This window comes from Pseudomonas extremaustralis (assembly GCF_900102035.1).
Lineage (GTDB): Bacteria > Pseudomonadota > Gammaproteobacteria > Pseudomonadales > Pseudomonadaceae > Aquipseudomonas > Aquipseudomonas extremaustralis.
Window position 1 is genome coordinate 3,980,928 of sequence record NZ_LT629689.1, and the last position, 22,919, is coordinate 4,003,846.

The following is a 22,919-nucleotide window of genomic DNA, read 5'->3' on the forward strand; positions in this document are numbered from 1 at the left end:
CGTGGAGCTGATCGACACCCACACCCACCTGGACTTCCCGGATTTCGACAGCGATCGCCGGGACGTCCTCGCCCACAGCCGGGAGCTGGGGGTGCGACGCATGGTGGTGCTGGGGGTGTATCAGCAGAATTGGCAACGGCTGTGGGATCTGGTGCAAGCGGATGAAGGTTTGTTCGCCGCGTTCGGGCTGCATCCGGTGTATCTCGAAGACCACCGCCCCGCCGATCTGGTGGAATTGGCTGACTGGCTGACCCGCCTGCACGGTCATCGGCAACTGTGCGCCGTAGGTGAGATCGGCCTGGATTACTTCCTCGAAACCCTGGACCGCGAACGCCAGCAACACCTGTTCGAAGCCCAACTCAAGTTGGCGGTGGACTTCCAATTGCCAGCGCTGTTGCATGTACGCCGCAGCCACGCCGCCGTGATCGCTACCCTCAAGCGCATCCGCCTGCCACGGGGCGGCATCATCCACGCGTTTGCCGGAAGCCGGGAAGAGGCCCGCGAGTACATCAAGCTCGGCTTCAAACTGGGCCTCGGCGGTGCCGCGACCTGGCCCCAGGCGCTGCGCATGCACAAGGTCCTGGCGCAATTACCGCTGGACGCCGTGGTGCTGGAAACCGACTCACCGGACATGGCCCCCGCCATGTACCCCGGCCAGCGCAATAGCCCGCAACACTTGCCGGCGATCTGCACCGCCCTGGCCGAACGCATGGGCACCAGCCCGCTATTGCTCGCCGAGGCGAGCACTCGCAACGCGTGTGAGCTGTTCAACTGGTAGTACCGGCAGGACCGCTTGCAAATCCAAGGTTATCCGCTGCCGGTAGCGGGCATAACGCAGGGCCAGGAAGTGAACCAGCAGCACCACCAGTGACACGTTGAGCTGGCCGATCACACTGATCAATCCTACCCACTCCGCCACCAGCGCCACGATCAGCACCACACAGGTCAGCACTGCCATGCTCGGGTGCACCAGGGCCCAGTGGTCCAGCGCCTTGAACTGACGCAATTGCCGTGGGCAACTCAACTGCAAGACCCGCTGGCAGTAGGGACAGTCGAACGGTTCCTCGATGGCAATTGCGTTCAATTGCCAAGGCTTGAGTTCAAACGTGATGTCGCAATGGGCGCAGTGCCCTTTGATGCCGATTGTGACGGTCATCGCCGTGCTCCCCCTGAACCTGAATTTGACTGAAACAAATTCTCACCTATTCACGCGTCGAGAAAAGAGACGATGAAAAATCAGGAAAAGCGCCACAGCCGGTAGAGATCAATCCTACGATGACGTCTTACACGCGAAACGCGCCGATCAGTTGCTTCAACTCGATCACCTGCATAGATAACTGCCGGCTTGCCGCCTCGGTCTGATGGGCGCCCTCGGCGGCATGCTCACCGGCACGATTGATTTCGACGATGTTGCGGTCGATGTCATGGGCGACGGCGGTCTGCTGCTCCACGGCGGCGGCAATCTGCTGGTTCTGATCGACGATAGAGCCTGCCGCACCGAGGATATTTTCCAGGGCCTGCTGGACTTTTTCCGACTGCCCCACCGTGCCGCTGGCCATCTCATGGCTGGTGCCCATGGCCTTCACCGCAGCCGCCACGCCGTCGTGCAAACGGCTGATCATTTGTTCGATTTCTTCGGTGGAATGTTGGGTACGCCGAGCCAGGGTGCGCACCTCGTCGGCCACTACCGCAAAGCCTCGGCCCTGCTCGCCCGCCCGCGCCGCCTCGATGGCGGCGTTGAGGGCCAGCAGGTTGGTTTGCTCGGCGATACTCTTGATCACTTCCAACACACGGCTGATGGATTGACTGTCGCTGGCCAACTGGTTGATGACCCGCACCGACTGGTCGATCTCCGACGCCAGCCGCGCGATGCTGCCCTGCTGGGATTGCACCAGCCCACGGCCGCTGACGGTCTCATCGTTGACGCTATGGGCACTGTTGACGGCCGCCGCCGCACTGCGCGCGACCTCCTGGGCGGTGGACGACATCTGGTTCATGGCCGTCGCGACCTGCTCGATCTGGGTCCGCTGGCCACAAACTGCCTGGTTGCTGCGGGCCGAGACCGTTTCCACTTGGCCGGCCTGGAGTTCGACCTGGCTGACGGTGTGCCCGACGCGCTCGATCAAATCATGGATTTTCGCCACGGTGCCGTTGAACACCTGGCCCAGCTCGCCCAACTCATCGCGGCTGTGGGCAACAAAGGTCACGGTCATATCGCCGGCCGCGACGTTATCCATCATCGCTCCCAGGCGTCGCAAGGTTGTGCGCGTGGAGGCATAGAAACCCGCGTACAAGTAGAAAATCAGCAAGAACACCGCCGTCAGGGCCGCGACCAGCACCACCATGTGCATGCGGTTCTGCGCCAGGCGTTGCTCCAACTGCTGGCCGATAAAGGCCAGGGTGGCCGTATCCAGCTGATAGGTCTGGGCCATGAGTTGGCTGACGTCGTCGTAGAACCCCTGCCAGGGTGCGTCGAGGGTATCGGCCATGACGACGCGTTCTTCGAACAGCTCGCTGCCTTGCTTGAGGCTGGCGTGACTGGCCTTGGCCAGACTGTCGAGCGCGGTGTGCGCGGCGGTGCTTGAGCCCAGGGCATCGTGCAGCTTGAGGCCATATTCGGCCTGGAGCTTTTCCAACTGCTGCAGCAGCTCCTCAAACCGCGTACTGGACGATGAATTGAGAAAGCCCTGGCCCAGGGAATACGCACCCATCGCCCGCCCTTCGCCCAAGGTCTGGGTGACCTGCGGGGTGACGCTGGTGATCAGTTCATTGAGTTGGCGTAAATCGCTCTGGGAGTCGCGGCTCAAGCCGGATTGGCTGGCGATGATCTGGCTGAACATCTGCGCCTTGTTCAGCAACTTGCCGATCAGCGCACTTTTGCTCAGCAGCGACGTTTCCTGTTGCTGGGCCTTGAAGGCGGCGACCAGTTCGTCGCGCTTGCCCTCAAAGGCCGCCACTTGCTCAGGCTCGCTGGTCACGGCGTGAAGGCTTTGCAGGCGACCCAGTACGCTTTGCTCCAGGGCGCTGATCTTGCTCTCCAGGTCACCGGCCTTGCCGGCCTGGCCGAGGGTGGCGTTGATCTGCACTTGGTTGTTGAGGGTTTCCAGGTCGCGGCGCAGGGCCAGGCTGCTGCCGAGTAGATCGAGGCTTTGCAGCTCGATGCGCGTGCCCTGGAATTCGCGCCAGGAATCACGCACCAGGTAATAGTTGGTCGCCAGCATCGGCAGCAGAAACAATACGCTGATCAGACTGAACTTCATGCCGAAGCTCAGGCGGTTCATCAGCGCGACGGCGGGATAGAGCAAGCTCTTCACTGGTGCACTCCCTTTCTTTTATTTTTATTTGAGGCGCAGGGCGGCGGCAGAAAGCCACTATTTGTTGGCGCTCCGTCTATATAGCTCAAATTGAAAGGGAGTTTTGTAACTTAAGGTAAACGACATGTGGGAGGGGGCTCGCCCGCTCCCACAGGGTTTGAAGGTGTTCGCCCTACGACGGCAACACCGTCCAGATGGCGAACCCGGCATACCACAACACAGCCGCGCGCAGCAGCAATTCCCAGAGCCGGTCCAGGCTATTGATGCCGTCCGCGCCGACCGCAGGTGGCGGGATTTCGGCGGCCACCAGGCCGACTTTTTCCACCAGTTGCGCGGCGCTGATATCCCAGCTCAACAGCTCGTGGAGCATCACGCGACTGACCGCGACGAAGTTGCCCACCAGGGCAAAGCTGGCCGCCAACAGGCGCACCGGCAACCAGTCGAAAGCGTGGCGCAGTTGCCCGGCGCGTTCGATCACCAGGGGGTTCTGACTGTGTTCACTGGCCAGGGCCAGCAGGCGATAAGCCAACGCGGCGACCGGACCCAGCAGGAAATACCAGAAAATCACCGCGAAAAAACTCTGGTAAGCCTGCCACAGCAGATGGCCCTGAACCCGTTCGAGCAGTTGTTCACCGCTGTCGGCGCTCAGGTTCAAATCGCGCTCGGCCACGTGCTCGGCGGCTTGCAGGTCGCCGCGCCGCCAGGCATCGCGAAACGGGCCGAGCCCGGCCAGCAGATCACCACGCCCCAGGCTGTAGATCACCACCAGCAGGTGCACCGGCAGTGCCAGCAAACCATAGGCCACCGGTTCCAGCACCAGCAGCAACAACGCCAGCAACGCCACGGGCAACAACACCAGCAACAGCAGAATCAGCCAAGGCTGCTTGTCCATGCGCGGGCTCGACTCCAGCCTGGCCAGCTCGCGCAACCAACCGCCATCGCGCTGTAACCGCTGGCGCAGGGCCGAGAATTTCTCGATCCATACAGCCAGTACCAACACCAGAAAACTCATCGTGCGTGTCCTCCATCCTGCAGGGCGCTGCGAAAGCGCGTCCAATCAAAAGCGGGGCCGGGGTCGGTCTTTCGCCCCGGAGCAATATCGCTGTGACCACAAATGCGCTGCGGGGTGATGCCGGGGTAAGCCGCCAGCAACTGGCGGGTCAGGTCGATCAGCGCGGCATATTGGGCGTCGGTGAACGGCTGGTCATCCGTGCCTTCCAGCTCCACGCCCAAGGAAAAATCATTGCAGGCTTCACGTCCCTCGAAGCACGAGACCCCGGCATGCCAGGCCCGGTCATTGCAGGACACAAACTGCGTCACCGCGCCGTCGCGCTCAATCAGAAAATGCGCGGACACCCGTAGGTCAGCAATCCCCTCAAAGTAGGGATGTTCCGTGACATCCAGGCGGTTCTGGAAAAATTCCTGCACTTTACCGGTGGCGAACTGCGCCGGAGGCAGGCTGATGTTATGCACCACCAACAGTGAGATCTCGCCTGCGGGGCGCTCGTTGAAATTGGGCGAAGGGCAATGATGGATGCCCTGGCACCAACCGGTGGTGGAGTCCAACTGCATACAGGTTCCTTGAACGAGACAACGTGCGACCAGTATGCCGCGTTCGCCCCTGTGGTTGCGATCACTTGCCGCGATTGAGTTGACGCAGCTTGCCTGTCACTGCCGCCAGCGCCCGCTCGAACAGTGGCCCATCATCCAGGGTGTACAACGCGCCCTGCTTGAACGCCTGGGCCAATTGGCCGGCGCTCTGTTCCAGCACCTTGAGCCCGGTGCGGCTGACAAAAATGAAGCGGTTGGCCGGTTCGATGATCGCCGCCAGCTTGCAACGCAAGCTGTTGGCCTGGTCTTGCTGGAACACCACCCAGCTGCCGAGGCGCAACTGGTGAACGTTGAGCAGATCGGGATCATTGTCCGGCAGGTCCGGAACAGGCTCCTGCGGCGCGGCGTTGAACACGAAGGGTTCACGCACTTCGATCAACCCATCGGCGCCTTCCGGTGCCTGGAGATGCAAGGCCTGCAATTGGACAAAGAATTCACGGGTACTGAACGGGTCGAAGGCGAAGCCGGTCAAGCCTTCGCGCAACGCTTTGAGCAACCCTGGCAGTTGCTCGAGCAAGTGTCGCCCGGCTTCAGTGTCTTGCTGCAAGCTGACGCTCCAGATCAACTCGTCCATGGTGCGCAGCGCCGCTTGCCACTGCAGCGACTGCTCGCCGTACTTGAGGCTGACCAGCAACAGCACCTGGCTCCAGGCCTGCTGCAGGAACTGCACCACCGTGCGCGGCAGCACCTTACCCAGCAACCGCCGATCGAGCGCATCCGCCACCCGCTGACGGGCCGCCTCGGTGCGCACGCGCGCCTCTTCGGCATTGCGGGTGTGCTGCTCAAGCAGCTCGCTGCGCTGGCGTTCATCGGCGGTAAACGCGCTGAACTGCGCAAGCAGTTGGGAAAAAATCGCCGGATCTTCGACAAACTCACCGAGCAAGCACTGCACCACCTGCTCGATGCGCACATAGAGGTTGTCGCGGGGGTAGTCGTGCTGCGGGCTCCAGCCCATGACGGCGGCAGCGATTTCATTGAGCAGTCGCCGCGCCGGATGGCTGGCGCGGCTGAAAAGGCTCTTGTCCAGCACCGCCACTTTGAGCAACGGGATCTGCAAGCGCGCGATCAAGGCCTTGAAGGCATCGGGCACGCTGCGATCATTGCGGATGAACTCGAACAACAGCGCGATCAGGTTGATCACATCTTCGTCCGCCTCCTCCACCACCCGTGACTTGCCACTCTTGACGCTGACGCGTGTAAGCAACTGCTCAAGCTGATTACGCAGGTCGAAATCGTCCTCGACGTCCGGCTCTGGCACATATTGCTGCAAATGGGACAGCAGACGCAGCAGGTCGCGGGTGGCAATCGGCTGGGGCTCGGCGCTGGCTTCGAGGATGGGCGCCACGCTGCCGCGCACCGTTACCAGCAAGGCCTGCAAGGTGGTGAAGGCTTCCTGGCCATTTTCGCCGACAGGCTGATCGACAGCCGACAGCAACGCTTCGCTGCGGGCTTGGCGGGCAACCGGACGGCGGGAGGGAGCCGCCTTGAGCCCAGGCAGCACCCCCGTCGCGACCAGCAATTGATTGGCTTCGCCGTACAGACGGTCGGCATCACTGAGCACGTACTTTTCAAAGAGCTTGAGCATGATCAGTTTGACGCGGATCTCCACGCCCAGGCTGCGTCCCGCCCGCAGGAAAAACTCGCAGAGCAGCGCTGGTCCCAGGGGGTTCTCCCAATCATTCAGGCGGTTGCCCAACAACGCGCCCAATCGCGTGGTCAGTTGCCCCAGGGCCAGGCCGTCGCGGTGATGCACCCGGTCCACCATGACCTTGAGTGCCACGGCTTTTTCAAGGTCATCCTTGGACGCCCCAACGTCCAAGTCATAGGACACCACCGGCACCAACTGCAATTCGCCCTGCCCCGCATGGCTCAGGTCGGCAAAGGCTTCAAACAGTTGCTCCACGAACACGCGCTCGAAATTCTTGCGCTTGAGACGCAGGTCGCGCATGGCTTCAAAGAAAATATGGTGGTCGATGCTGTTACGGGCCTTATCGGCCATTTCAAACAGCGTGTCGTCGGCGTTATCGAACAGTTCCTGCAGCCCCTGCTGCAACTGTTGCGCGGCCTTATCGCGGACTTGCAGCAACACGACCGGCAGTCGGGCAAGCGGCGATGGCGTAGTGTGTGCCTTATTGATTGGCACCACCTTTCCGTCATTGTGCATCCTGGCCTCCTGAAACGGCGGTATTGAGTAGGGGGATCGGGAGCCGGGCCCATTGGCCGCAACGCAAAACCGGCTTTTCCCATAACGCCAAAGCTATGACGTCAATTGCAAGGCGCGTGATTATCTTGCAAACGAGGGTGGGTGCGCCAGCAAACTCTGCCATTGCCCGGTAAATGAGCAGCGAGTCTGGGTTCGAACGCGCACTGCCCCTATAATCCCGGCACTTTGTTTGTGGAGCCTGTTATGCCGAATCTCCGTCTTGCCGACCTCACCGCCGAAATCGAAGCCAACGTGCGCCGCGCACTGCTGGAAGACATCGGCAGCGGCGACATCACCGCACAGTTGATCCCGGCCGAACGCCTGGCCACCGCCACGATCATTACCCGCGACACCGCTGTCATCGCCGGTACCGCTTGGGTGGACGCTGTATTCCGCCAACTGGACCCACGGGTCTGCGTGCACTGGCAGGTGGCCGACGGCGAACGCGTCAGCCCCGACCAGGTGTTGTTCCACCTCGAAGGCCCGGCACGTTCGCTGCTCAGCGGCGAACGCTGTGCACTGAATTTCTTGCAGTTGCTGTCCGGAGTGGCCACGCGCGCCCGGTTCCTGGCCGATGTTGTCGCCAGCACCCAGGTCAAGCTGCTCGATACCCGCAAAACCCTGCCCGGCCTGCGCCTGGCGCAGAAGTACGCCGTGACCTGCGGCGGCTGCCATAACCATCGCATCGGTTTGTATGACGCGTTCCTGATCAAGGAAAACCATATCGCGGCCTGTGGCGGCATTGCGCAGGCCATCACCGCCGCGCACAAGATTGCACCGGGCAAGCCAGTGGAAATCGAAGTGGAAAACCTGGAAGAACTGCGCGAAGCGCTGGCGGCAGGCGCCGATATCATCATGCTCGATGAGTTGAGCCTGGACGACATGCGTGAAGCCGTGCGCCTGAACGGCGGCAAGGCCAAGCTGGAAGCCAGCGGCGGGATCAATGAACGCACGCTGCTGCCCATCGCCGAGACCGGGGTGGACTACATCTCCATCGGCGCGATGACCAAGGACGTGAAGGCAGTGGATTTGTCGATGCGCCTCAGCATCTGAAGCGCTTTATGCAGGAGCGAGCTGGCTCGCTCCTGCACAGGATGCACTCAGACCACCAGGTCATTCATCTCGCAATACTCTTCCCATTCGACACCCAGCACCTCGGCCGCCTCTTTGTGCAAGGCCAGCCGCGCCGCTTCGAATTCTTCCGGTGTCGAGGTGTACTTGAGGGTCAGTTCCCAAGGCTGGTAGCCCTGGCTCTCGGCCTCGTCCTCGAATGCCCACTGGATCTGGTCGCGCCGGTCATCGGCGCTCAGGTCTTTGATCTCTTCTTTAAGCTGCGGCGATTCCTCAAGGTATTTTTCGAGGGCTGCTTGATGCCGAACTTCCTGGGTCATTTCAGTCGTGGTCATGTTGTTCTCTTAGATCATGGAATGGGGATGCATCTGGGTCATCAAGGTTGCGCAGATACAAAAGAGCGGGCACGGATGCCGGCTCGTCTGGCCTTCAGAACCATTCTGGGATCATCTGAAAACGGTATTGCCTTTTTGCCCGAGACAGGAGTCGAACCTGCGACCTTCGCGTTACGAGCGCGCTGCTCTACCAACTGAGCTACACGGGCGGTGGGCTAAAGCTAGCACCGCATCGGGCGTCCGGCAACTTGTGGGCGTCAGCGGGCAATGACGCCCTGTGCCCAGAAGCGCGGTTGCAGGTGATTGCCATGGCCACCCAGGTACTGCTGCTGGGCTTGCGTAATGTGAGGGACGTCGCGCACCGCGATCGCAATCAACAGACCGACGGCCAGCACACTCATGGCTTTCCATGCCGCCCATCCCCACGGCAGCGCCGCAGTCGGCGCAGATCGCCCCACATGCAACGCCAGCAGCCAACCCACGACCAACGCCAGCCAGACCTGGGAATTCGGCATCACGATCACACCGTCGACCATGGACTGCACCAGCGCACCGACCAATGCCGCAAACAGGCATAGCCGCAGCAGGTCAGCACGCTCGCCGGCCTGCGCGCGCTGGCGCAACACCGACCATGTAGCCCAGCCGCCTCGCCACGCCAGCAGCGCCACGCACAACGCCGACGGCACACCCCATTCGCTGGCCCATTGCAGGATGGCCTGGTGAGGGTGAGCGGCAACACTGTTGGCAATATCGGCGAACTGCATCGGCCCGAAGCCCAGCCACGGGCGCTCGACGAGCATATGCCAAGCCTGCGACCAGATCGGGCCACGCCCGGACAACGAGGTGGTGAGGCGCTCACTGGCACCGTTGGAGACCTCGATCCCCAGGTAACCCGCCAAGGCTGTAAACGCCAGCCAGTACAGCAACAAGCCACCCAGCACCGCCGCCAGTTGCCATCCGAGCCAGCGTCGCCCCCAGGGCCCCAGCACCGCCAGCACGCCGCCTGCCACGCCCATGCCAAGCCACGTACCGCGCGTGCCGCCGCTGATCGCGATCAGCCACCAGACACACAGCAACGCAAATACCGCCCCCCGCAGGGAACGGGAGACATGGGGCAACAATAAGGGAAGCGCCAGCAGCGGCAGGGTGAATGTCTGGAACTGGCCGTAGAAACGCTTGTTGGAAAAACCGGACAGCAGCAAATCAGGGTCCAGCATTCGCTCGCCACTGGCGAATGCCAGCGCACCGGCATACAGGTATTGGGTGGACTTGATCAGGCAAAGTATCACCACCACCCCTACCAGCACACGATCCAGCGGCTCACCACCGTTGCGACGAAGCACGGCAAACGCCGTGGCAATGGCCCCACAGCCGACAAACACCGCCACTTCGGTAAACGCCCAGAGCGGTTGGTGGGCCAGCGCCGAAGACACCAGGCCCAGCCCGATGATCAGCGCCAGGCCAAAGGCCGTGGGCCGGTCCACCAAGCGCGGGAGCGGAGTGACCGTCAGCCCATACAGCACCGCGCAGGACACGATGGCAATCTGCATTGCGCGCTGCAGGTCATGCCCACTGAATGGCGCGCAAATCCCGCCAACCAGCAAACACACCACCGCGACCAGGAAAACAGTTCCGCGCTGCTCTATGGATAACCCCATCGCCCCCCCCTGACGTCCATGTGGAGGATTCAGCCGTTATGCCCCGTCTGCGCCGCAACCCTTGGTGGCATATTTTGCCTCGGCGGTTGTGGTGCATTTCCAGCCGTCGGTGGCGCTGCGCGTCAGGCTGATGGTCTTGCCCAGCACGGGGGCCGGTGCGTCGAGTATTTCGCAACGGATGGAACCCACGCCCGTGGCAACGTCACCGGCCACGTCGATCTTGCAATTAGCGGTGGGGCTTTTACCGCCGATCACTGGCAAGGTCGGAACGGTGCCCTGGTTGATGGCATCTTCATAACCGGCCTTCAACGCCGCGATTTCTGCCAGGCCGGCCGTGAACTTGGCCTTGGCTTGGTGCGTGGTGTACATGGGCAGGCCGATGGTGGCCAAAATGCCGATGATCGCCACGACGATCAACAACTCGATCAAGGTAAAGCCTTTCTGACGCATCACATTCACTCTCCAGAATAGAACTCATGACAAGGCGCGTCCTGCACCTCGTAGTTTGCAACGGCGCCAGTGTACTCACCCGCACGCGGTCAATCGCGCACAAGACGCACATTTTGACATTTTATCCTCCACCACCCACGGGCCCGAATCCGTCACCTGACTAAGCTATAAATTCTTCGACGACCTGTGTGCGGAACCGTGACATGAACAACCCATCGACGCTTTACGCCTGGGAAGGCATCAACCGCAAAGGACAGCGGGTGTGCGGGCAAGCCACCGGGCACACCCCCGCCATGGTCAAGGCGCAACTGCGTCGGCAAGGCATCAGCCCAGGCCGTGTACACAAAAAATCCCCTTTGTTGCCAAGCCTGACCCCACGGATAAAACCGGCGGACATCACCCTGTTCACTCGCCAACTGGCCACCCTGCTGAAAGCGGGGATCGCGCTGCTGCAAGCCTTCGACATCATCAGCGAAGGCTTCGACAACCGATCGGTGCGTGAACTGGTGCAGGGTTTGAAGCGAGAAATCGCCGCCGGCACCAGCCTGACCGATGCCCTGCGCCAACATCCGCGTTATTTCGACGAGCTGTATTGCAACCTGGTGGCCGCCGGCGAACAAGCGGGGACCCTTGAGACCCTGCTGGAGCGCGTCGCGGTCCACCGGGAAAAGAGTGAGCAGCTTAAAGCCAGAATCAAAAAAGCCATGACCTACCCGCTCGCGGTCCTGCTGATCGCAAGTCTTGTCACGGGTGTTCTGTTGATTCAAGTGGTGCCGCAATTCCAGACCCTGTTCGCCGGAGTCGGCGGCAATCTGCCCGGTTTTACCTTGCAGGTCATCGCCCTGTCCGAGTTCATGCAGCAAACCTGGTGGGTGGTGGCGCTGGGCCTGGGCGTGGGGGCCGTCGGCTTGCGTCATGCCTATCGCGCGTCCGTTGATTTTCGCCACTGGCTGGACGCCGCTTTGTTGAAAGCGCCCCTGGCAGGCAAACTGCTGCAAAAATCGGCAGTGGCCCGCTATGCCCGAACCCTCTCCACCACCTTTGCCGCCGGTGTTCCGCTGCTACAGGCGCTGGGTTGCGTGGCCGGTGCAGCCGGCTCAGGTCCGTTCAGACAGGCAATCGAGCATATGCGACACGAGGTATCCACGGGCATGCAGTTGAATCAATCCATGGCTGCCAGCGGCCTGTTTCCCGGCATGGCAATCCAGATGACGGCGATCGGCGAAGAGTCCGGCACGCTGGACCGCATGCTGGAAAAAGTCGCCAGCCATTACGAAGCCGATGTGGATAACCAGGTCGACAACCTCACGCAGTTGATGGAACCACTGATGATGGTAGTGCTGGGCGGGATTGTCGGGGCACTGGTCATTGCCATGTACTTGCCGGTGTTCCAGCTGGGGAGCGCATTTTGAGCCTGCTGCCCGTTGAGCACCCTTGGGCTTTTGTCGCGCTGGCAGTGGCGCTGGGGCTGATCGTCGGCAGCTTTCTCAATGTGCTGGTATGGCGCCTGCCGAAAATGCTCGCCCGGGAATGGCGCGCCCAGGCCCATGAAGTGCTCGGCTTGCCTGCCGAACCCGCCGGAACGACCTACAACCTGGCGTACCCAAACTCCTGTTGCCCGCACTGCGATCATCCGATTCGCCCGTGGGAAAATATCCCACTGCTCAGCTATCTGTTCCTCAGGGGCCGCTGCGCCCATTGCCGGGGGGCGATCAGCCTCCGCTATCCGCTCACCGAATTGGCGAGCGGCATCATCTGTGCGGTGGTGGCCTGGCACTTTGGTTTCGGCTGGCAAGCGGCAGCGGTGATGGTATTGAGCTGGGGCTTGCTGGCAATGAGCCTGATCGACGCCGACCACCAATTGCTGCCCGATGTCCTGGTGCTGCCATTGCTATGGCTCGGGCTGATCGTCAATGCCTTCTCACTGTTGACCACATTGCCAGATGCCCTGTGGGGCGCGGTGATCGGGTACATGAGCCTGTGGACGGTGTTCTGGCTGTTCAAGCTGATCACCGGCAAGGAGGGGATGGGCTACGGTGACTTCAAGTTACTGGCGCTGCTCGGCGCCTGGGGCGGCTGGCAGATCCTGCCGCTGACACTGCTGATCTCATCACTGATGGGCGTGTTCGTCGGGCTGATCCTGATACGCCTGCGCAAGACCCAGGCATCGACGCCCATGCCGTTTGGTCCATATCTGGCGATTGCCGGCTGGATTGCATTGCTCTGGGGTGGTCAAATAACCGACTTCTATTTGCAGTCTGTCGGTTTCAGATGACTATTTCTGTTGAAAGACCCTGGATTCTTGGCCTGACCGGCGGTATTGGCAGCGGCAAGAGCGCAGCAGCCCAACACTTTGCCGATCTGGGCGTTGATTTGGTGGATGCCGATCACGCTGCCCGCTGGGTGGTGGAACCTGGCCGACCCGCACTGGCGCGCATCGCCGAGCATTTTGGTCCTGGCGTGCTGCAGCCTGACGGCCAGCTGGACCGCGCCGCACTTCGCAAGCTGATCTTTGAGGTTCCCGAAGAACGCCGCTGGCTGGAAGCCTTGCTGCACCCATTGATTGGCGAAGAGATTCGCAGCCATCTGGCCCGCGCCCGGTCGCCATACGCGATCCTGGTATCACCGCTGCTGATCGAGTCCGGACAGTCCAGCATGACCCAGCGCATCCTGGTGATCGACGTGCCGCAATCGCTGCAGATTCAGCGTACCCTGCAGCGCGATAACATCAGCGAGCAGCAGGTGCAGGCAATCCTCAAGGCCCAGTCCAGCCGCGAAGACCGCCTGAACCATGCCGATGACGTGCTGGTCAACGACAGAGACCTCTCCTGGCTGCACAGCGAGGTCGAGCGACTGCATCATTTTTACCTTACTTTGCGTGGAGGCCGATCATGAGCCAACCCTTGACCGTCGACTGCCCAACCTGCGGCGCCCCCGTAGAATGGAAAGCGACCAACCTCAACCGACCGTTCTGCTCGGAGCGCTGCAAACTCATCGACCTGGGCGCCTGGGCCGCAGAAGAACACAAAATCCCTGTCGCTCCGGATGCTGAAGACGAGCTGTTCTCCGAAGACCTGCCGCCGCGCCATTAAGGCCGCATAAAGGCATATTCCTGCTGGTCGTCGAGATTCTCTGCAAGGTATTGCAGCTCGTCGGCCAGGTCTTCAAAACTGCGCACCCCCTTGCTCTGCTGCACCACCGCACTGAGCATGGCACGCAGTGTCAAGCCTGGGTCGAATCCGATTTCCTGTGCCGCATCCTGGCTTCTGCGCAACTCCTGCCGTGCCCATTCATACACACTCATGATCCGTGCTCCCGTGTTGCTCTGTAGGGTTTCGCAGAGCATGGGCCTGCCCGGCCGCGCGGGATTTGATCTGGGTCAAAGCTGCGAATCGTCGTCCTTCCAGGGCGCCGAGAGGTAGCGAGTACGGTTGAAAGTCTCCAGCCATTCAGGGCAAAACACCACCAGGGCACTGATAACCATGCCGTTGATAAAGGCTTCAGGAAAGATGATCAACCACAGGTAGCCGATGAAATCCTCCAACCATTCGGGCATGGCAAAACGACCGTCGAACCACAGCAATCCAATGCCCACCAGCAGGCAGAGCAAGGCCGACAGCGCGGCGGCAAAAAAACCGGAACAGAAGATATACACAAAGGGGTTGCGCGGCTGCGCACGCTCTACCAGCAATGCGCAGCCTTCGGTAATCATCACCGGCAGCACGATCAGCAGCAACCCGTTGACACCCATTGCAGCCAGGTCCTGACGTCCCAGCGACAGCAAACCAAGCTGCGCCGCAAACCCACCGACAACGGCCAGCGGCCAGTCGAGTAGCAGGGTAACGGCGGTCATGCCGATAAAGTGATAGGAAACGCCGGTGTCGAAATCCCGCCTCACCAGCCATAACATGAATAACGCGAACACCGTACCGAACAGCAGGTGCTGGCGCCGCCGGTCGGCAAACAACTCGACCCATGGCGAGCGAAGGATCGCCCACAGCAACAGCGGCGCGAACAATAACCAGCCGATACCGAGGGTTTCCGGCGCCAGCACCGCTGCACTGATCACGGTTGCACCTGCTCCAGGGCCTGACGCAGTTCAGCGGCGTTGTCGTACTCGTGTTGCGCAATCAATTTGCCGTCTTTGAGTTGCAGCCATAGAACTTTATCCACAGGTGCGGGATAGCGCGGAGCAATGCGTGCGTCACGGTCCAGCATGACCCGGTAGTTGTAGGACTGCATGGCCGGCACAGCGAACAGCTTGGCAATCAGTCGGGGCATACGCTGGATATCGGCGACAAATACGCCATGCCGAGCCTCGAGGTAGCCTTTGGGCTGGCCTTGTAGAGCGGCGTCCACCAACTTGGCGCCATCCATGCTGCGCGCCACCAGCAGGATTTGCGCCTGATCGTCCAGGGTGTAGGCCTGATCGAACTGATCCAGCAGGGTCCAAGGGGCCAGACGCTCACCCATCTCGGCGGCCTGAGCCCACAAGGGCAACAGACTCAATACCAGCACTGCGAAAAATTTCACTGCACACCTCATGCTCAGGGGAAATACGAGCCGCTAGTCTACACCGGGCTTTTGCGGCGGGACTTCCTGCGGTCATCATTTGGACGCTAAGCTGCAAGGATGGATGACTCAGATTATTTGCGCCTGCTCACCGTAGCGGCCGAACAAGCCAATGCGTTTCTGTCCAATGCCCGCAAATGGGAGCGTGAGCGTTGGGTCTGCCAGCGCCTGCTGCAAGGCTTGAACGTGCCCTATCGCGCCGAAGAGTTCCACGCCGCCGGGCAAGAGCCACCGGACGTGCTGTTTCGCGACGCCAGCTTCGAGGTGTTTTTCGTACTGGATGAAGGGCGGCGCCTGAACGATGAATGGCGTGATGAATTGTTGCGTCGGCGCAGTGCTTTCTCCCTGAGCCAGTTGGTGCGGCGCGAAGCCAAGCCGCGGCGCATCCCTGCCCATGAATTCCTCCTGCGCCTGGCGCCGACCTTGCGAAAAAAAGCGCACAACTACAAGGAACGCGGGATGGACCTGGGCGATCTGGATATCGTCGCCTTCGCCAGCCTCAAGCGTGAAGTCCTGGACCTCAACAGCCATTTCCCGCCGCCCACCGAATACCTGCGCCAGGGCTGGCGTTCGCTATCGCTGGTGGGGCCGACGTTTGCGCGGGTGTTGTTCGCCCATCCGGACGCCCCGGATTTCTTGCGCAACAACCTGGGCCGCAGCATAGTGTTCGACGTGGGCATCAGCCTCTGATCCCCCGACTGTAACGAGGCGCCCTTTTGCAACGTCTACCTGACGAGGCCTTATATGACCAGCCGCCTGAACCCCGACGACCAAAAGCATGTCGAAGAGTACCTGCAACTTTCCCAGAACAGAGTCGAGCGCAAGCCTTTCCGGCCTTGGCTGCTCCTCTGTGTCGTGCTGGTGGCGGTGATCGGGCTCGGTCTGCTGAGCCGCCTTTTGAGTTACCTGACGCTATGAGCTGCTTGGCGCTCGCGTGGGTAACCGCCCCGATTTCTTTTAGCCTTGCGAGATATCCCCATGACCCATCGTATTATTATCGTCGGCGGCGGCGCCGGCGGCCTGGAGTTGGCTACCCGCCTGGGTAAGACCCTGGGCAAACGCGGCACCGCCCGGATCACGTTGGTGGACACCAACCTGACCCATATCTGGAAACCCCTGTTGCACGAAGTGGCTGCCGGCTCACTGAACTCTTCGGAAGACGAACTCAATTATGTTGCCCAGGCAAAATGGAACCACTTCGAGTTCCAGCTGGGGCGCATGAGCGGACTCGACCGTGAGCAGAAGAAAATCCAACTGGCCGCAACCCTCGACGAAGAAGGCCGTGAGCTAGTACCGGCGCGTGTACTGGGCTACGACAGCCTGGTGATCGCGGTCGGCAGTACCACCAACGATTTCGGCACCGAAGGCGCAGCGCAGCACTGCCTGTTCCTCGACACCCGCAAACAGGCCGAGCGCTTCCACCAACAGTTGCTCAATCACTACCTGCGCGCGCACGCCGGGCAGACCGATGCAGTGGAAAAAATCAGCGTTGCCATCGTCGGTGCAGGCGCCACCGGGGTGGAACTGGCCGCCGAGCTGCATAACGCCGCCCATGAGCTGGCCGCCTATGGACTGGACCGCATCAAGCCGGAAAACATGCATATCACCCTGATCGAAGCTGGCCCACGCGTGCTGCCAGCCCTGCCCGAGCGTATTGGCGGGCCTGTGCATAAAACCCTGGAGAAGCTTGGGGTGACCGTACTGACCAACTCAGCCGTCAGCGAGGTGACTGCCGATGCATTGATCACCCACAGCGGCCAGGTAATTCCAGCCAGCCTCAAGGTCTGGGCGGCCGGGATTCGCGCACCGGGTTTCCTCAAGGACATCGATGGCCTGGAAACCAATCGCATCAATCAACTGCACGTGCTGCCGACGCTGCAAACCACCCGCGATGAAAACATCTTCGCCTTTGGTGACTGCGCTGCCTGCCCGCAACCGGGTATCGATCGCAATGTACCGCCACGGGCCCAGGCCGCGCACCAGCAAGCGTCGCTGCTGGCCAAGTCACTGAAACTGCGGATCGAAGGCAAGGACCTGCCGTCATACAAGTACACCGACTACGGCTCGCTGATCTCGCTGTCGCGTTTCTCGGCAGTGGGCAATCTGATGGGCAACCTGACGGGTAGTGTAATGCTGGAAGGCTGGCTGGCGCGGATGTTCTATGTGTCGCTGTACCGCATGCACCAGATGGCGCTGTATGGCTTCTTCCGCACGGCGATGCTGATGCTGGGCAGCAAGATCGGGCGCGGGACCGAGCCGCGCCTCAAACTGCACTAACTACACAGCCCCTGGTAGAGATCGGTCAATGTAGGGGCTTGCTCCCGATGACGGTGAGTCAGCTAAATAATGAGTGGCTGACACACTCTATCGGGAGCTAGCCCCCTTCCACATTAGTGTTGTGTTGGGCTTGAGATAATTTCGGGCAAAAAAAATCCCCGTATCTTTCGATACGAGGATTTTTAATATGGTCGGGGTAAGGGGATTCGAACTCCTGACATCCTGCTCCCAAAGCAGGCGCGCTACCGGACTGCGCTATACCCCGGTAAAAAAAGGCGACCTTTCAGCCGCCTTCTTCGATCAGGGCTTTTGACCGCTGATCTTAAGATCTGATTCCAGCCTGAACTGGTCTCAAAAATGGTGGGTCGTGTGGGATTCGAACCTACGACCAATTGGTTAAAAGCCAACTGCTCTACCAACTGAGCTAACGACCCAAAAATGGTCGGGGTAAGGGGATTCGAACTCCTGACATCCTGCTCCCAAAGCAGGCGCGCTACCGGACTGCGCTATACCCCGGTTTTGAAATTGGCTCCGTGACCAGGACTCGAACCTGGGACCCAATGATTAACAGTCATTTGCTCTACCGACTGAGCTATCACGGAACTACATATTTCAAAGTAAAACTTTACTGCTTTTTGCTTCCTCTTCAACCCTTGCGTATCGCTACGTTCGTATCTCCGAGGCGCGCTATTCTACAATCTTAAAAACCCCTGTCAACCCTTTAAACTGCTTTTAAGACAATGATTTGCGCTTCTTTCTGATTTCTTCTTGGGGAGAAGAAATCCGTGGGCTGACGTTGCTGCGGGGCGCACTTTACAAGCCTTTGCCTTACAGTTCAACGCCCTATCGAAAAAAAAGGCCCCGCAATGCGGGGCCTCCTCTTTATCACCCTATACATCAGGCTTAATGGAAGACAATTTCGTCGTTTTCCACAGTCGCCGTGACGCTGGTACCCGGCATGAAGCTGCCCGACAGGATCAGTTGCGCCAGCGGGTTCTCGATCCAGCGCTGGATCGCACGTTTCAATGGCCGTGCACCGTACACCGGGTCGTAACCCACCGCGATCAGCTTGTCCAAAGCCTCTGTGCTCAGCTCCAGCGACAACTCACGTTCAGCCAGACGAGCCCGCAGGCGGCCCAACTGGATCTCGGTGATGCCCGCGATCTGATCCCGTGCCAAAGGCTCGAAGATCACCACTTCATCGACCCGGTTGATGAATTCCGGGCGGAAGTGCGTGGTCAGCGCATCCATGACGGCGGCACGCTGGGCTTCACGATCACCGACCAGTTCCTGGATCTGCATCGAACCCAGGTTGGACGTCATCACGATGACCGTATTGCGGAAGTCCACAGTGCGTCCGTGACTGTCGGTCAAACGGCCGTCTTCCAGTACCTGCAGCAAGATGTTGAACACATCCGGGTGGGCCTTCTCGACCTCGTCCAGCAGGATTACCGAGTAAGGCTTGCGTCGCACGGCTTCGGTCAGGTAACCGCCCTCTTCGTAGCCTACGTAGCCTGGTGGAGCACCGATCAAGCGTGCCACCGAATGTTTCTCCATGAATTCGGACATATCGATCCGCACCATGGCCTCTTCGGTATCGAAGAGGAACTCGGCCAAGGCCTTGCACAGCTCGGTCTTACCCACGCCGGTCGGGCCGAGGAACATGAACGAGCCGCTCGGACGGTTCGGGTCGGACAACCCGGCCCGTGAGCGCCGCACCGCGTTGGACACTGCCACCACCGCCTCTTCCTGGCCGATGACGCGCTGGTGCAACAGGCTTTCCATCTTCATCAGCTTGTCGCGCTCGCCTTCGAGCATTTTCGACACAGGGATACCGGTCCACTTCGAAACGACTTCGGCAATCTCTTCCTCAGTCACCTTGCTGCGCAGCAATTGGTTCTCACTGTGGCCATGTTGGGCGACCATCTGCAGGCTGCGCTCCAGGTCCGGGATCACCCCATACTGCAGCTCGGCCATGCGGTTCAGATCACCTTTACGGCGTGCGGCTTCCAGCTCTTGACGCGATTGTTCGATTTTTTGCTGAATCTGTGCAGAGCCCTGCACTTCAGCTTTTTCCGCGCTCCAGATTTCTTCGAGGTCCGAATATTCACGTTCCAGACGCACGATTTCTTCCTGGAGTTTTTCCAGGCGTTTCTTCGCGGCTTCGTCTTCTTCTTTTTTCAGAGCCTGGGATTCGACTTTCAGTTGAATCAGGCGACGATCCAGGCGGTCGAGCACTTCCGGCTTCGAATCGATCTCCATGCGAATGCGGCTGGCCGCTTCGTCGATCAGGTCGATGGCCTTGTCGGGCAATTGACGGTCGGTGATATAGCGATGGCTCAGCTTGGCCGCCGCGATGATCGCGCCGTCAGTGATCGCCACCTTATGGTGGACCTCATAGCGCTCCTTCAAGCCGCGCAGGATCGCGATGGTGTCTTCTTCGCTCGGCTCTTCCACCAACACTTTCTGGAAGCGCCGCTCAAGGGCCGCATCCTTCTCGATGTACTGGCGATACTCGTTAAGCGTGGTGGCACCGACGCAGTGCAACTCACCCCGAGCCAGCGCAGGCTTGAGCATGTTGCCAGCGTCCATGGAGCCTTCGCCTTTACCGGCGCCGACCATGGTGTGCAATTCGTCGATAAACAGAATGATCTGCCCTTCCTGCTTCGACAGTTCGTTCAACAGGGATTTGAGGCGCTCTTCGAACTCGCCACGGAATTTGGCCCCCGCGATCAACGCCCCCATGTCCAGGGACAGCAGGCGCTTGCCTTTAAGGCCGTCCGGCACTTCACCATTAATGATGCGCTGGGCCAGGCCTTCGGCAATTGCGGTTTTACCCACGCCAGGTTCGCCGATCAGCACCGGGTTGTTTTTGGTACGACGTTGCAGAACCTGGATGGTGCGACGGATTTCGTCATCACGGCCGATCACCGGGTCAAGCTTGCCTTCTTCGGCGCGCTTGGTCAGGTCGACGGTGTACTTGTCCAGGGCTTGGCGCGACTCCTCGTGGTTAGGGTCGTTCACCGCATCGCCGCCACGCAGGTTGTTGATGGCGTTTTCCAGGGCTTTCTTGCTCACGCCCTGGCCCAGCAACAACTTGCCGAGCTTGCTGTTTTCGTCCATGGCAGCGAGCAATACCAACTCGCTGGAGATGAACTGGTCACCTTTCTGCTGGGCCAAGCGGTCCGCCTGGTTCAACAGACGCGCCAGATCCTGGGACATGTTCACATCGCCCGTAGGATTCTGGATTTTCGGCAGTTGGTCGAGTTCTTTACTCAACTCTTTGCGCAAGCTGTTGACGTCGAAACCCACCTGCATCAGCAAGGGCTTGATAGAACCACCTTGCTGCTCCAGCAGCGCCTGCATCAAGTGCGCAGGCTCGATAGCCGGATGGTCGAGGCCGACCGCCAGGGATTGGGAGTCCGATAGAGCCAATTGCAATTTGCTGGTTAAACGATCAATACGCATTAGTCACCTTCCTTTTGAGCAGGCCGGAGCTATGTATGAGCGAGCTTGCTCGCGAGTAACACATCCTGATGAAGAAACCTGCCAGATAGCCCTATAGATGTGGTCGATTCTGGGAGATTCAAGCTTCGGGCAGTTGACGCAGATCAGAAGAGTCTAGCGCTCCAGCCAAATAAGGGAGGCGAACCGACCCGTACGTGGACTGCGGCGGTAAGAAAAGAAGCGTGGATCGTTGACGGTGCAGAACCCGCCACCGTAGACAGCGGTGATACCGCGAGCCGCCAGGCGCAGACGGGCCAACTGGTAGATGTTGGCCATGAACTTGCCGGGACGGGTGCTGGGGACAAAGGCTTGGGCGGTGATCGGCAGTTGCTGCACGAACGCCTCGCGCACTTCCGGGCCGACTTCGAAGGCTTGCGGGCCAATGGCCGGGCCTAGCCAGACCAATACGTCGGCCGGCTCGGCGCCCAGGCTTTCGACTGCGGCTTCCAGCACACCCGCCGCCAACCCACGCCAACCGGCATGGGCGGCCGCCACGCGAGTGCCGGCACGGTTGCAGAACAACGCAGGCAGACAATCGGCAGTCATGGAAGTGCAGGCGATACCCGGTGTGCTGGTCCAACTGCCATCGGCTTCGGCGGTGTGCGACGGATCAGCCTCGACCACCCTGATCCCGTGGACCTGGCGTAACCAGGCCGGGTGAATATCGAAAGCATCGGTAAGACGACGGCGATTTTCAAGAACCGCCTCAAGGCTGTCCTCGACATGATCGCCCAGGTTGAGGCTGTCGAACGGCGCCAGACTGACGCCGCCCGCACGGGTGGTGACGCAGGCCTTGACCTGAGCCGGCGCGGGCCAGTCAGGAATCAGCCAGTCACTCATCCTACAAATGCCTCGCGATCCTGCTTGAGCAGCGACAACAACCAGACCAAATCGTCCGGCAGAGGCGATTCCCAGCTCATCCGCTTACCGCTCGTCGGATGGTCCAGCTCCAGGAAGCGTGCGTGCAAAGCCTGACGCGGGAAGGTTTTCAGCGATTCAACCATGGTGGCACTGGCCGCTGGCGGAATGCGGAAGCGACCACCGTAGGCCGGATCTCCGACCAACGGGAAGTTGATGTGCGCCATGTGTACGCGAATCTGGTGGGTACGACCGGTTTCCAGCTTGACCCGCACGTGAGTGTGGGATCGGAAACGCTCCAGCACACGGTAGTGGCTGACGGCCTGCTTGCCGCCCTCCATTACCGCCATACGCTGACGCTGCTGGCCGTGGCGACCGATCGGCGCGTTGATCTTGCCACCCGCCACCACGACACCGATCACGATGCATTCGTAGATCCGGCTGACGCTGCGGCTCTGCAATTGCGTAACCAGCTGCGTCTGCGCCTGGATGGTCTTGGCTACCACCATCAGGCCGGTGGTGTCTTTGTCCAGGCGGTGCACGATGCCGCAACGCGGCACATTGATGATGTCCGGTACGTGGTGCAGCAGAGCATTGAGCAAAGTGCCATCAGCGTGCCCGGCCGCCGGGTGAACCACCAGGCCTGCGGGTTTGTTGATGACCAGGATGTCGTCGTCTTCATAGACGATGTCCAGCTCGATGTCCTGGGCGACCCATTCTCCCTGGGCTTCCTGCTCGGCAGTCAGCTCAAGAATCGCACCGCCATGCACTATGTCTCGCGGGCGGATGACCGCTCCATCCACAGTCAGGCGGCCGTCTTTGATCCAGGCGGAAAGGCGCGAGCGCGAGTGCTCAGCGAATAATTGTGCGGCGACTTGATCGAGGCGTTGGCCGCCCAATTCGGACGGCACCTCTGCGCGAAGTTCAATTTTATCGGACATGCTCAGACTAGGCGTGGCACAGCCTTTGGTTTCGGCTGCGCGCTTGTGGTTAAATACGGCGTCTTTTGCCCCGAGGCTTTCAACGGGGCGCTCATCATAACAGGACGGCCCCGCCCAAGACA

At 60.5% G+C, this 22,919-nt stretch carries 23 protein-coding genes, 5 tRNA genes and 1 pseudogene; 9 read left to right on the plus strand and 20 right to left on the minus strand.

Features of this window, described 5'->3' with window-relative positions; all coding sequences use genetic code 11:
* Position 1: 1 nt before the first annotated feature.
* The gene (locus tag BLR63_RS18360) at positions 2-778 is read left to right on the plus strand and encodes a TatD family hydrolase (RefSeq protein ID WP_010565563.1); all 777 of its coding nucleotides are present in this window, start codon (positions 2-4) and stop codon (positions 776-778) included.
* Here the strand turns inward: BLR63_RS18360 and BLR63_RS18365 are convergent.
* The 6 genes and pseudogenes from BLR63_RS18365 to BLR63_RS18385 all read right to left on the minus strand — a co-directional run bounded on the left by BLR63_RS18365 (position 725) and on the right by BLR63_RS18385 (position 7,089).
* Complete coding sequence (locus tag BLR63_RS18365) at positions 725-1,156, minus strand: hypothetical protein (RefSeq protein ID WP_010565564.1); 432 nt, start codon at positions 1,154-1,156, stop codon at positions 725-727. The genes BLR63_RS18360 and BLR63_RS18365 overlap by 54 nt on opposite strands.
* Before the next feature lie 127 nt (positions 1,157-1,283).
* Entirely contained in the window at positions 1,284-2,213 is a 930-nt protein-coding gene (locus tag BLR63_RS32405; RefSeq protein ID WP_390896530.1) for a methyl-accepting chemotaxis protein, read from the minus strand.
* A pseudogene (locus BLR63_RS32410) lies at positions 2,190-3,281 on the minus strand (methyl-accepting chemotaxis protein); the annotation flags it as partial. The pseudogene BLR63_RS32410 and the gene BLR63_RS32405, both read right to left, overlap by 24 nt.
* 205 nt (positions 3,282-3,486) lie before the next feature.
* A complete protein-coding gene (ampE, locus tag BLR63_RS18375; protein ID WP_010565566.1) occupies positions 3,487-4,326 on the minus strand; it encodes a regulatory signaling modulator protein AmpE in 840 nt (279 codons plus the stop codon).
* Positions 4,323-4,886, minus strand: coding sequence for a 1,6-anhydro-N-acetylmuramyl-L-alanine amidase AmpD (gene ampD, locus BLR63_RS18380; protein ID WP_010565567.1), 564 nt, complete (start codon positions 4,884-4,886; stop codon positions 4,323-4,325). The genes ampE and ampD overlap by 4 nt, the downstream gene beginning before the upstream one ends.
* A 61-nt stretch (positions 4,887-4,947) precedes the next feature.
* Complete coding sequence (locus tag BLR63_RS18385; protein ID WP_010565568.1) at positions 4,948-7,089, minus strand: DUF1631 domain-containing protein; 2,142 nt, start codon at positions 7,087-7,089, stop codon at positions 4,948-4,950.
* Positions 7,090-7,332: 243 nt separating this feature from the next.
* Between BLR63_RS18385 and nadC the strand changes: the two genes are divergently transcribed.
* Positions 7,333-8,181, plus strand: a complete 849-nt coding sequence (nadC, locus tag BLR63_RS18390; RefSeq protein ID WP_010565569.1) for a carboxylating nicotinate-nucleotide diphosphorylase — start codon at positions 7,333-7,335, stop codon at positions 8,179-8,181.
* A gap of 47 nt (positions 8,182-8,228) precedes the next feature.
* Here nadC and BLR63_RS18395 read toward each other — a convergent pair whose 3' ends face one another.
* From BLR63_RS18395 to BLR63_RS18410, 4 genes are all read right to left on the minus strand, one after another.
* Positions 8,229-8,534 carry a DUF6388 family protein gene (locus BLR63_RS18395; RefSeq protein ID WP_010565570.1) on the minus strand — a complete coding sequence of 102 codons (306 nt, stop codon included), beginning with the start codon at positions 8,532-8,534 and terminating at the stop codon, positions 8,229-8,231.
* Between the two features lie 136 nt (positions 8,535-8,670).
* Positions 8,671-8,743: transfer RNA gene (locus tag BLR63_RS18400), tRNA-Thr, on the minus strand.
* A gap of 48 nt (positions 8,744-8,791) precedes the next feature.
* Positions 8,792-10,192: an O-antigen ligase family protein gene (locus BLR63_RS18405; protein WP_042946981.1), complete on the minus strand. Its 1,401-nt coding sequence runs from the start codon at positions 10,190-10,192 to the stop codon at positions 8,792-8,794.
* A gap of 36 nt (positions 10,193-10,228) precedes the next feature.
* Positions 10,229-10,642 (minus strand): pilin, encoded by a 414-nt coding sequence (locus BLR63_RS18410; protein ID WP_010565572.1) that lies wholly within the window; start codon positions 10,640-10,642, stop codon positions 10,229-10,231.
* A 203-nt stretch (positions 10,643-10,845) separates the two neighbouring features.
* Here BLR63_RS18410 and BLR63_RS18415 point away from each other — a divergent pair, with 203 nt between their 5' ends.
* Genes BLR63_RS18415 through yacG form a run of 4 tightly spaced genes read left to right on the plus strand, consistent with a single transcriptional unit; the run spans position 10,846 to position 13,734 of the window.
* Positions 10,846-12,054, plus strand: a complete 1,209-nt coding sequence (locus tag BLR63_RS18415) for a type II secretion system F family protein (RefSeq protein WP_010565573.1) — start codon at positions 10,846-10,848, stop codon at positions 12,052-12,054.
* Complete coding sequence (locus BLR63_RS18420; protein WP_010565574.1) at positions 12,051-12,917, plus strand: prepilin peptidase; 867 nt, start codon at positions 12,051-12,053, stop codon at positions 12,915-12,917. The genes BLR63_RS18415 and BLR63_RS18420 overlap by 4 nt, the downstream gene beginning before the upstream one ends.
* On the plus strand, positions 12,914-13,537 hold the full coding sequence (gene coaE, locus BLR63_RS18425; RefSeq protein ID WP_010565575.1) for a dephospho-CoA kinase: 624 nt from the start codon (positions 12,914-12,916) through the stop codon (positions 13,535-13,537). Before BLR63_RS18420 ends, coaE begins: the two co-directional genes overlap by 4 nt.
* Complete coding sequence (yacG, locus tag BLR63_RS18430; protein ID WP_010565576.1) at positions 13,534-13,734, plus strand: DNA gyrase inhibitor YacG; 201 nt, start codon at positions 13,534-13,536, stop codon at positions 13,732-13,734. The genes coaE and yacG overlap by 4 nt, the downstream gene beginning before the upstream one ends.
* Here yacG and BLR63_RS18435 read toward each other — a convergent pair.
* From BLR63_RS18435 to BLR63_RS18445, 3 genes are all read right to left on the minus strand, one after another.
* Positions 13,731-13,946: a hypothetical protein gene (locus BLR63_RS18435; RefSeq protein WP_003171680.1), complete on the minus strand. Its 216-nt coding sequence runs from the start codon at positions 13,944-13,946 to the stop codon at positions 13,731-13,733. The genes yacG and BLR63_RS18435 overlap by 4 nt on opposite strands.
* A 75-nt stretch (positions 13,947-14,021) precedes the next feature.
* On the minus strand, positions 14,022-14,711 hold the full coding sequence (locus BLR63_RS18440; RefSeq protein WP_010565577.1) for an energy-coupling factor ABC transporter permease: 690 nt from the start codon (positions 14,709-14,711) through the stop codon (positions 14,022-14,024).
* Entirely contained in the window at positions 14,708-15,175 is a 468-nt protein-coding gene (locus tag BLR63_RS18445; RefSeq protein WP_010565578.1) for a hypothetical protein, read from the minus strand. Before BLR63_RS18445 ends, BLR63_RS18440 begins: the two co-directional genes overlap by 4 nt.
* A gap of 99 nt (positions 15,176-15,274) precedes the next feature.
* On the opposite strand from BLR63_RS18445, the gene BLR63_RS18450 reads away from it, so the two are divergent.
* Genes BLR63_RS18450 through BLR63_RS18460 form a run of 3 tightly spaced genes read left to right on the plus strand, consistent with a single transcriptional unit; the run spans position 15,275 to position 17,491 of the window.
* The gene (locus BLR63_RS18450; protein WP_010565579.1) at positions 15,275-15,904 is read left to right on the plus strand and encodes a DUF1780 domain-containing protein; all 630 of its coding nucleotides are present in this window, start codon (positions 15,275-15,277) and stop codon (positions 15,902-15,904) included.
* Between the two features lie 54 nt (positions 15,905-15,958).
* Positions 15,959-16,132, plus strand: a complete 174-nt coding sequence (locus tag BLR63_RS18455; RefSeq protein WP_010565580.1) for a DUF3094 family protein — start codon at positions 15,959-15,961, stop codon at positions 16,130-16,132.
* A gap of 60 nt (positions 16,133-16,192) precedes the next feature.
* Positions 16,193-17,491 (plus strand): NAD(P)/FAD-dependent oxidoreductase, encoded by a 1,299-nt coding sequence (locus tag BLR63_RS18460; protein WP_010565581.1) that lies wholly within the window; start codon positions 16,193-16,195, stop codon positions 17,489-17,491.
* 188 nt (positions 17,492-17,679) lie between these two features.
* Here the strand turns inward: BLR63_RS18460 and BLR63_RS18465 are convergent.
* The 7 genes from BLR63_RS18465 to rluD form a co-directional block, all read right to left on the minus strand.
* Positions 17,680-17,756, minus strand: a tRNA-Pro gene (locus BLR63_RS18465).
* Positions 17,757-17,849: 93 nt separating this feature from the next.
* A tRNA-Lys gene (locus BLR63_RS18470) sits at positions 17,850-17,925 on the minus strand.
* A 5-nt stretch (positions 17,926-17,930) separates the two neighbouring features.
* Positions 17,931-18,007 (minus strand) — tRNA-Pro (locus BLR63_RS18475).
* 10 nt (positions 18,008-18,017) lie between these two features.
* Positions 18,018-18,093 (minus strand) — tRNA-Asn (locus BLR63_RS18480).
* A gap of 301 nt (positions 18,094-18,394) precedes the next feature.
* Complete coding sequence (gene clpB / locus BLR63_RS18485) at positions 18,395-20,959, minus strand: ATP-dependent chaperone ClpB (RefSeq protein WP_010565582.1); 2,565 nt, start codon at positions 20,957-20,959, stop codon at positions 18,395-18,397.
* A gap of 153 nt (positions 20,960-21,112) precedes the next feature.
* Positions 21,113-21,838, minus strand: coding sequence for a peptidoglycan editing factor PgeF (pgeF, locus tag BLR63_RS18490; RefSeq protein ID WP_010565583.1), 726 nt, complete (start codon positions 21,836-21,838; stop codon positions 21,113-21,115).
* Complete coding sequence (gene rluD / locus BLR63_RS18495; protein WP_010565584.1) at positions 21,835-22,797, minus strand: 23S rRNA pseudouridine(1911/1915/1917) synthase RluD; 963 nt, start codon at positions 22,795-22,797, stop codon at positions 21,835-21,837. Before rluD ends, pgeF begins: the two co-directional genes overlap by 4 nt.
* Between the last annotated feature and the right edge of the window lie 122 nt (positions 22,798-22,919).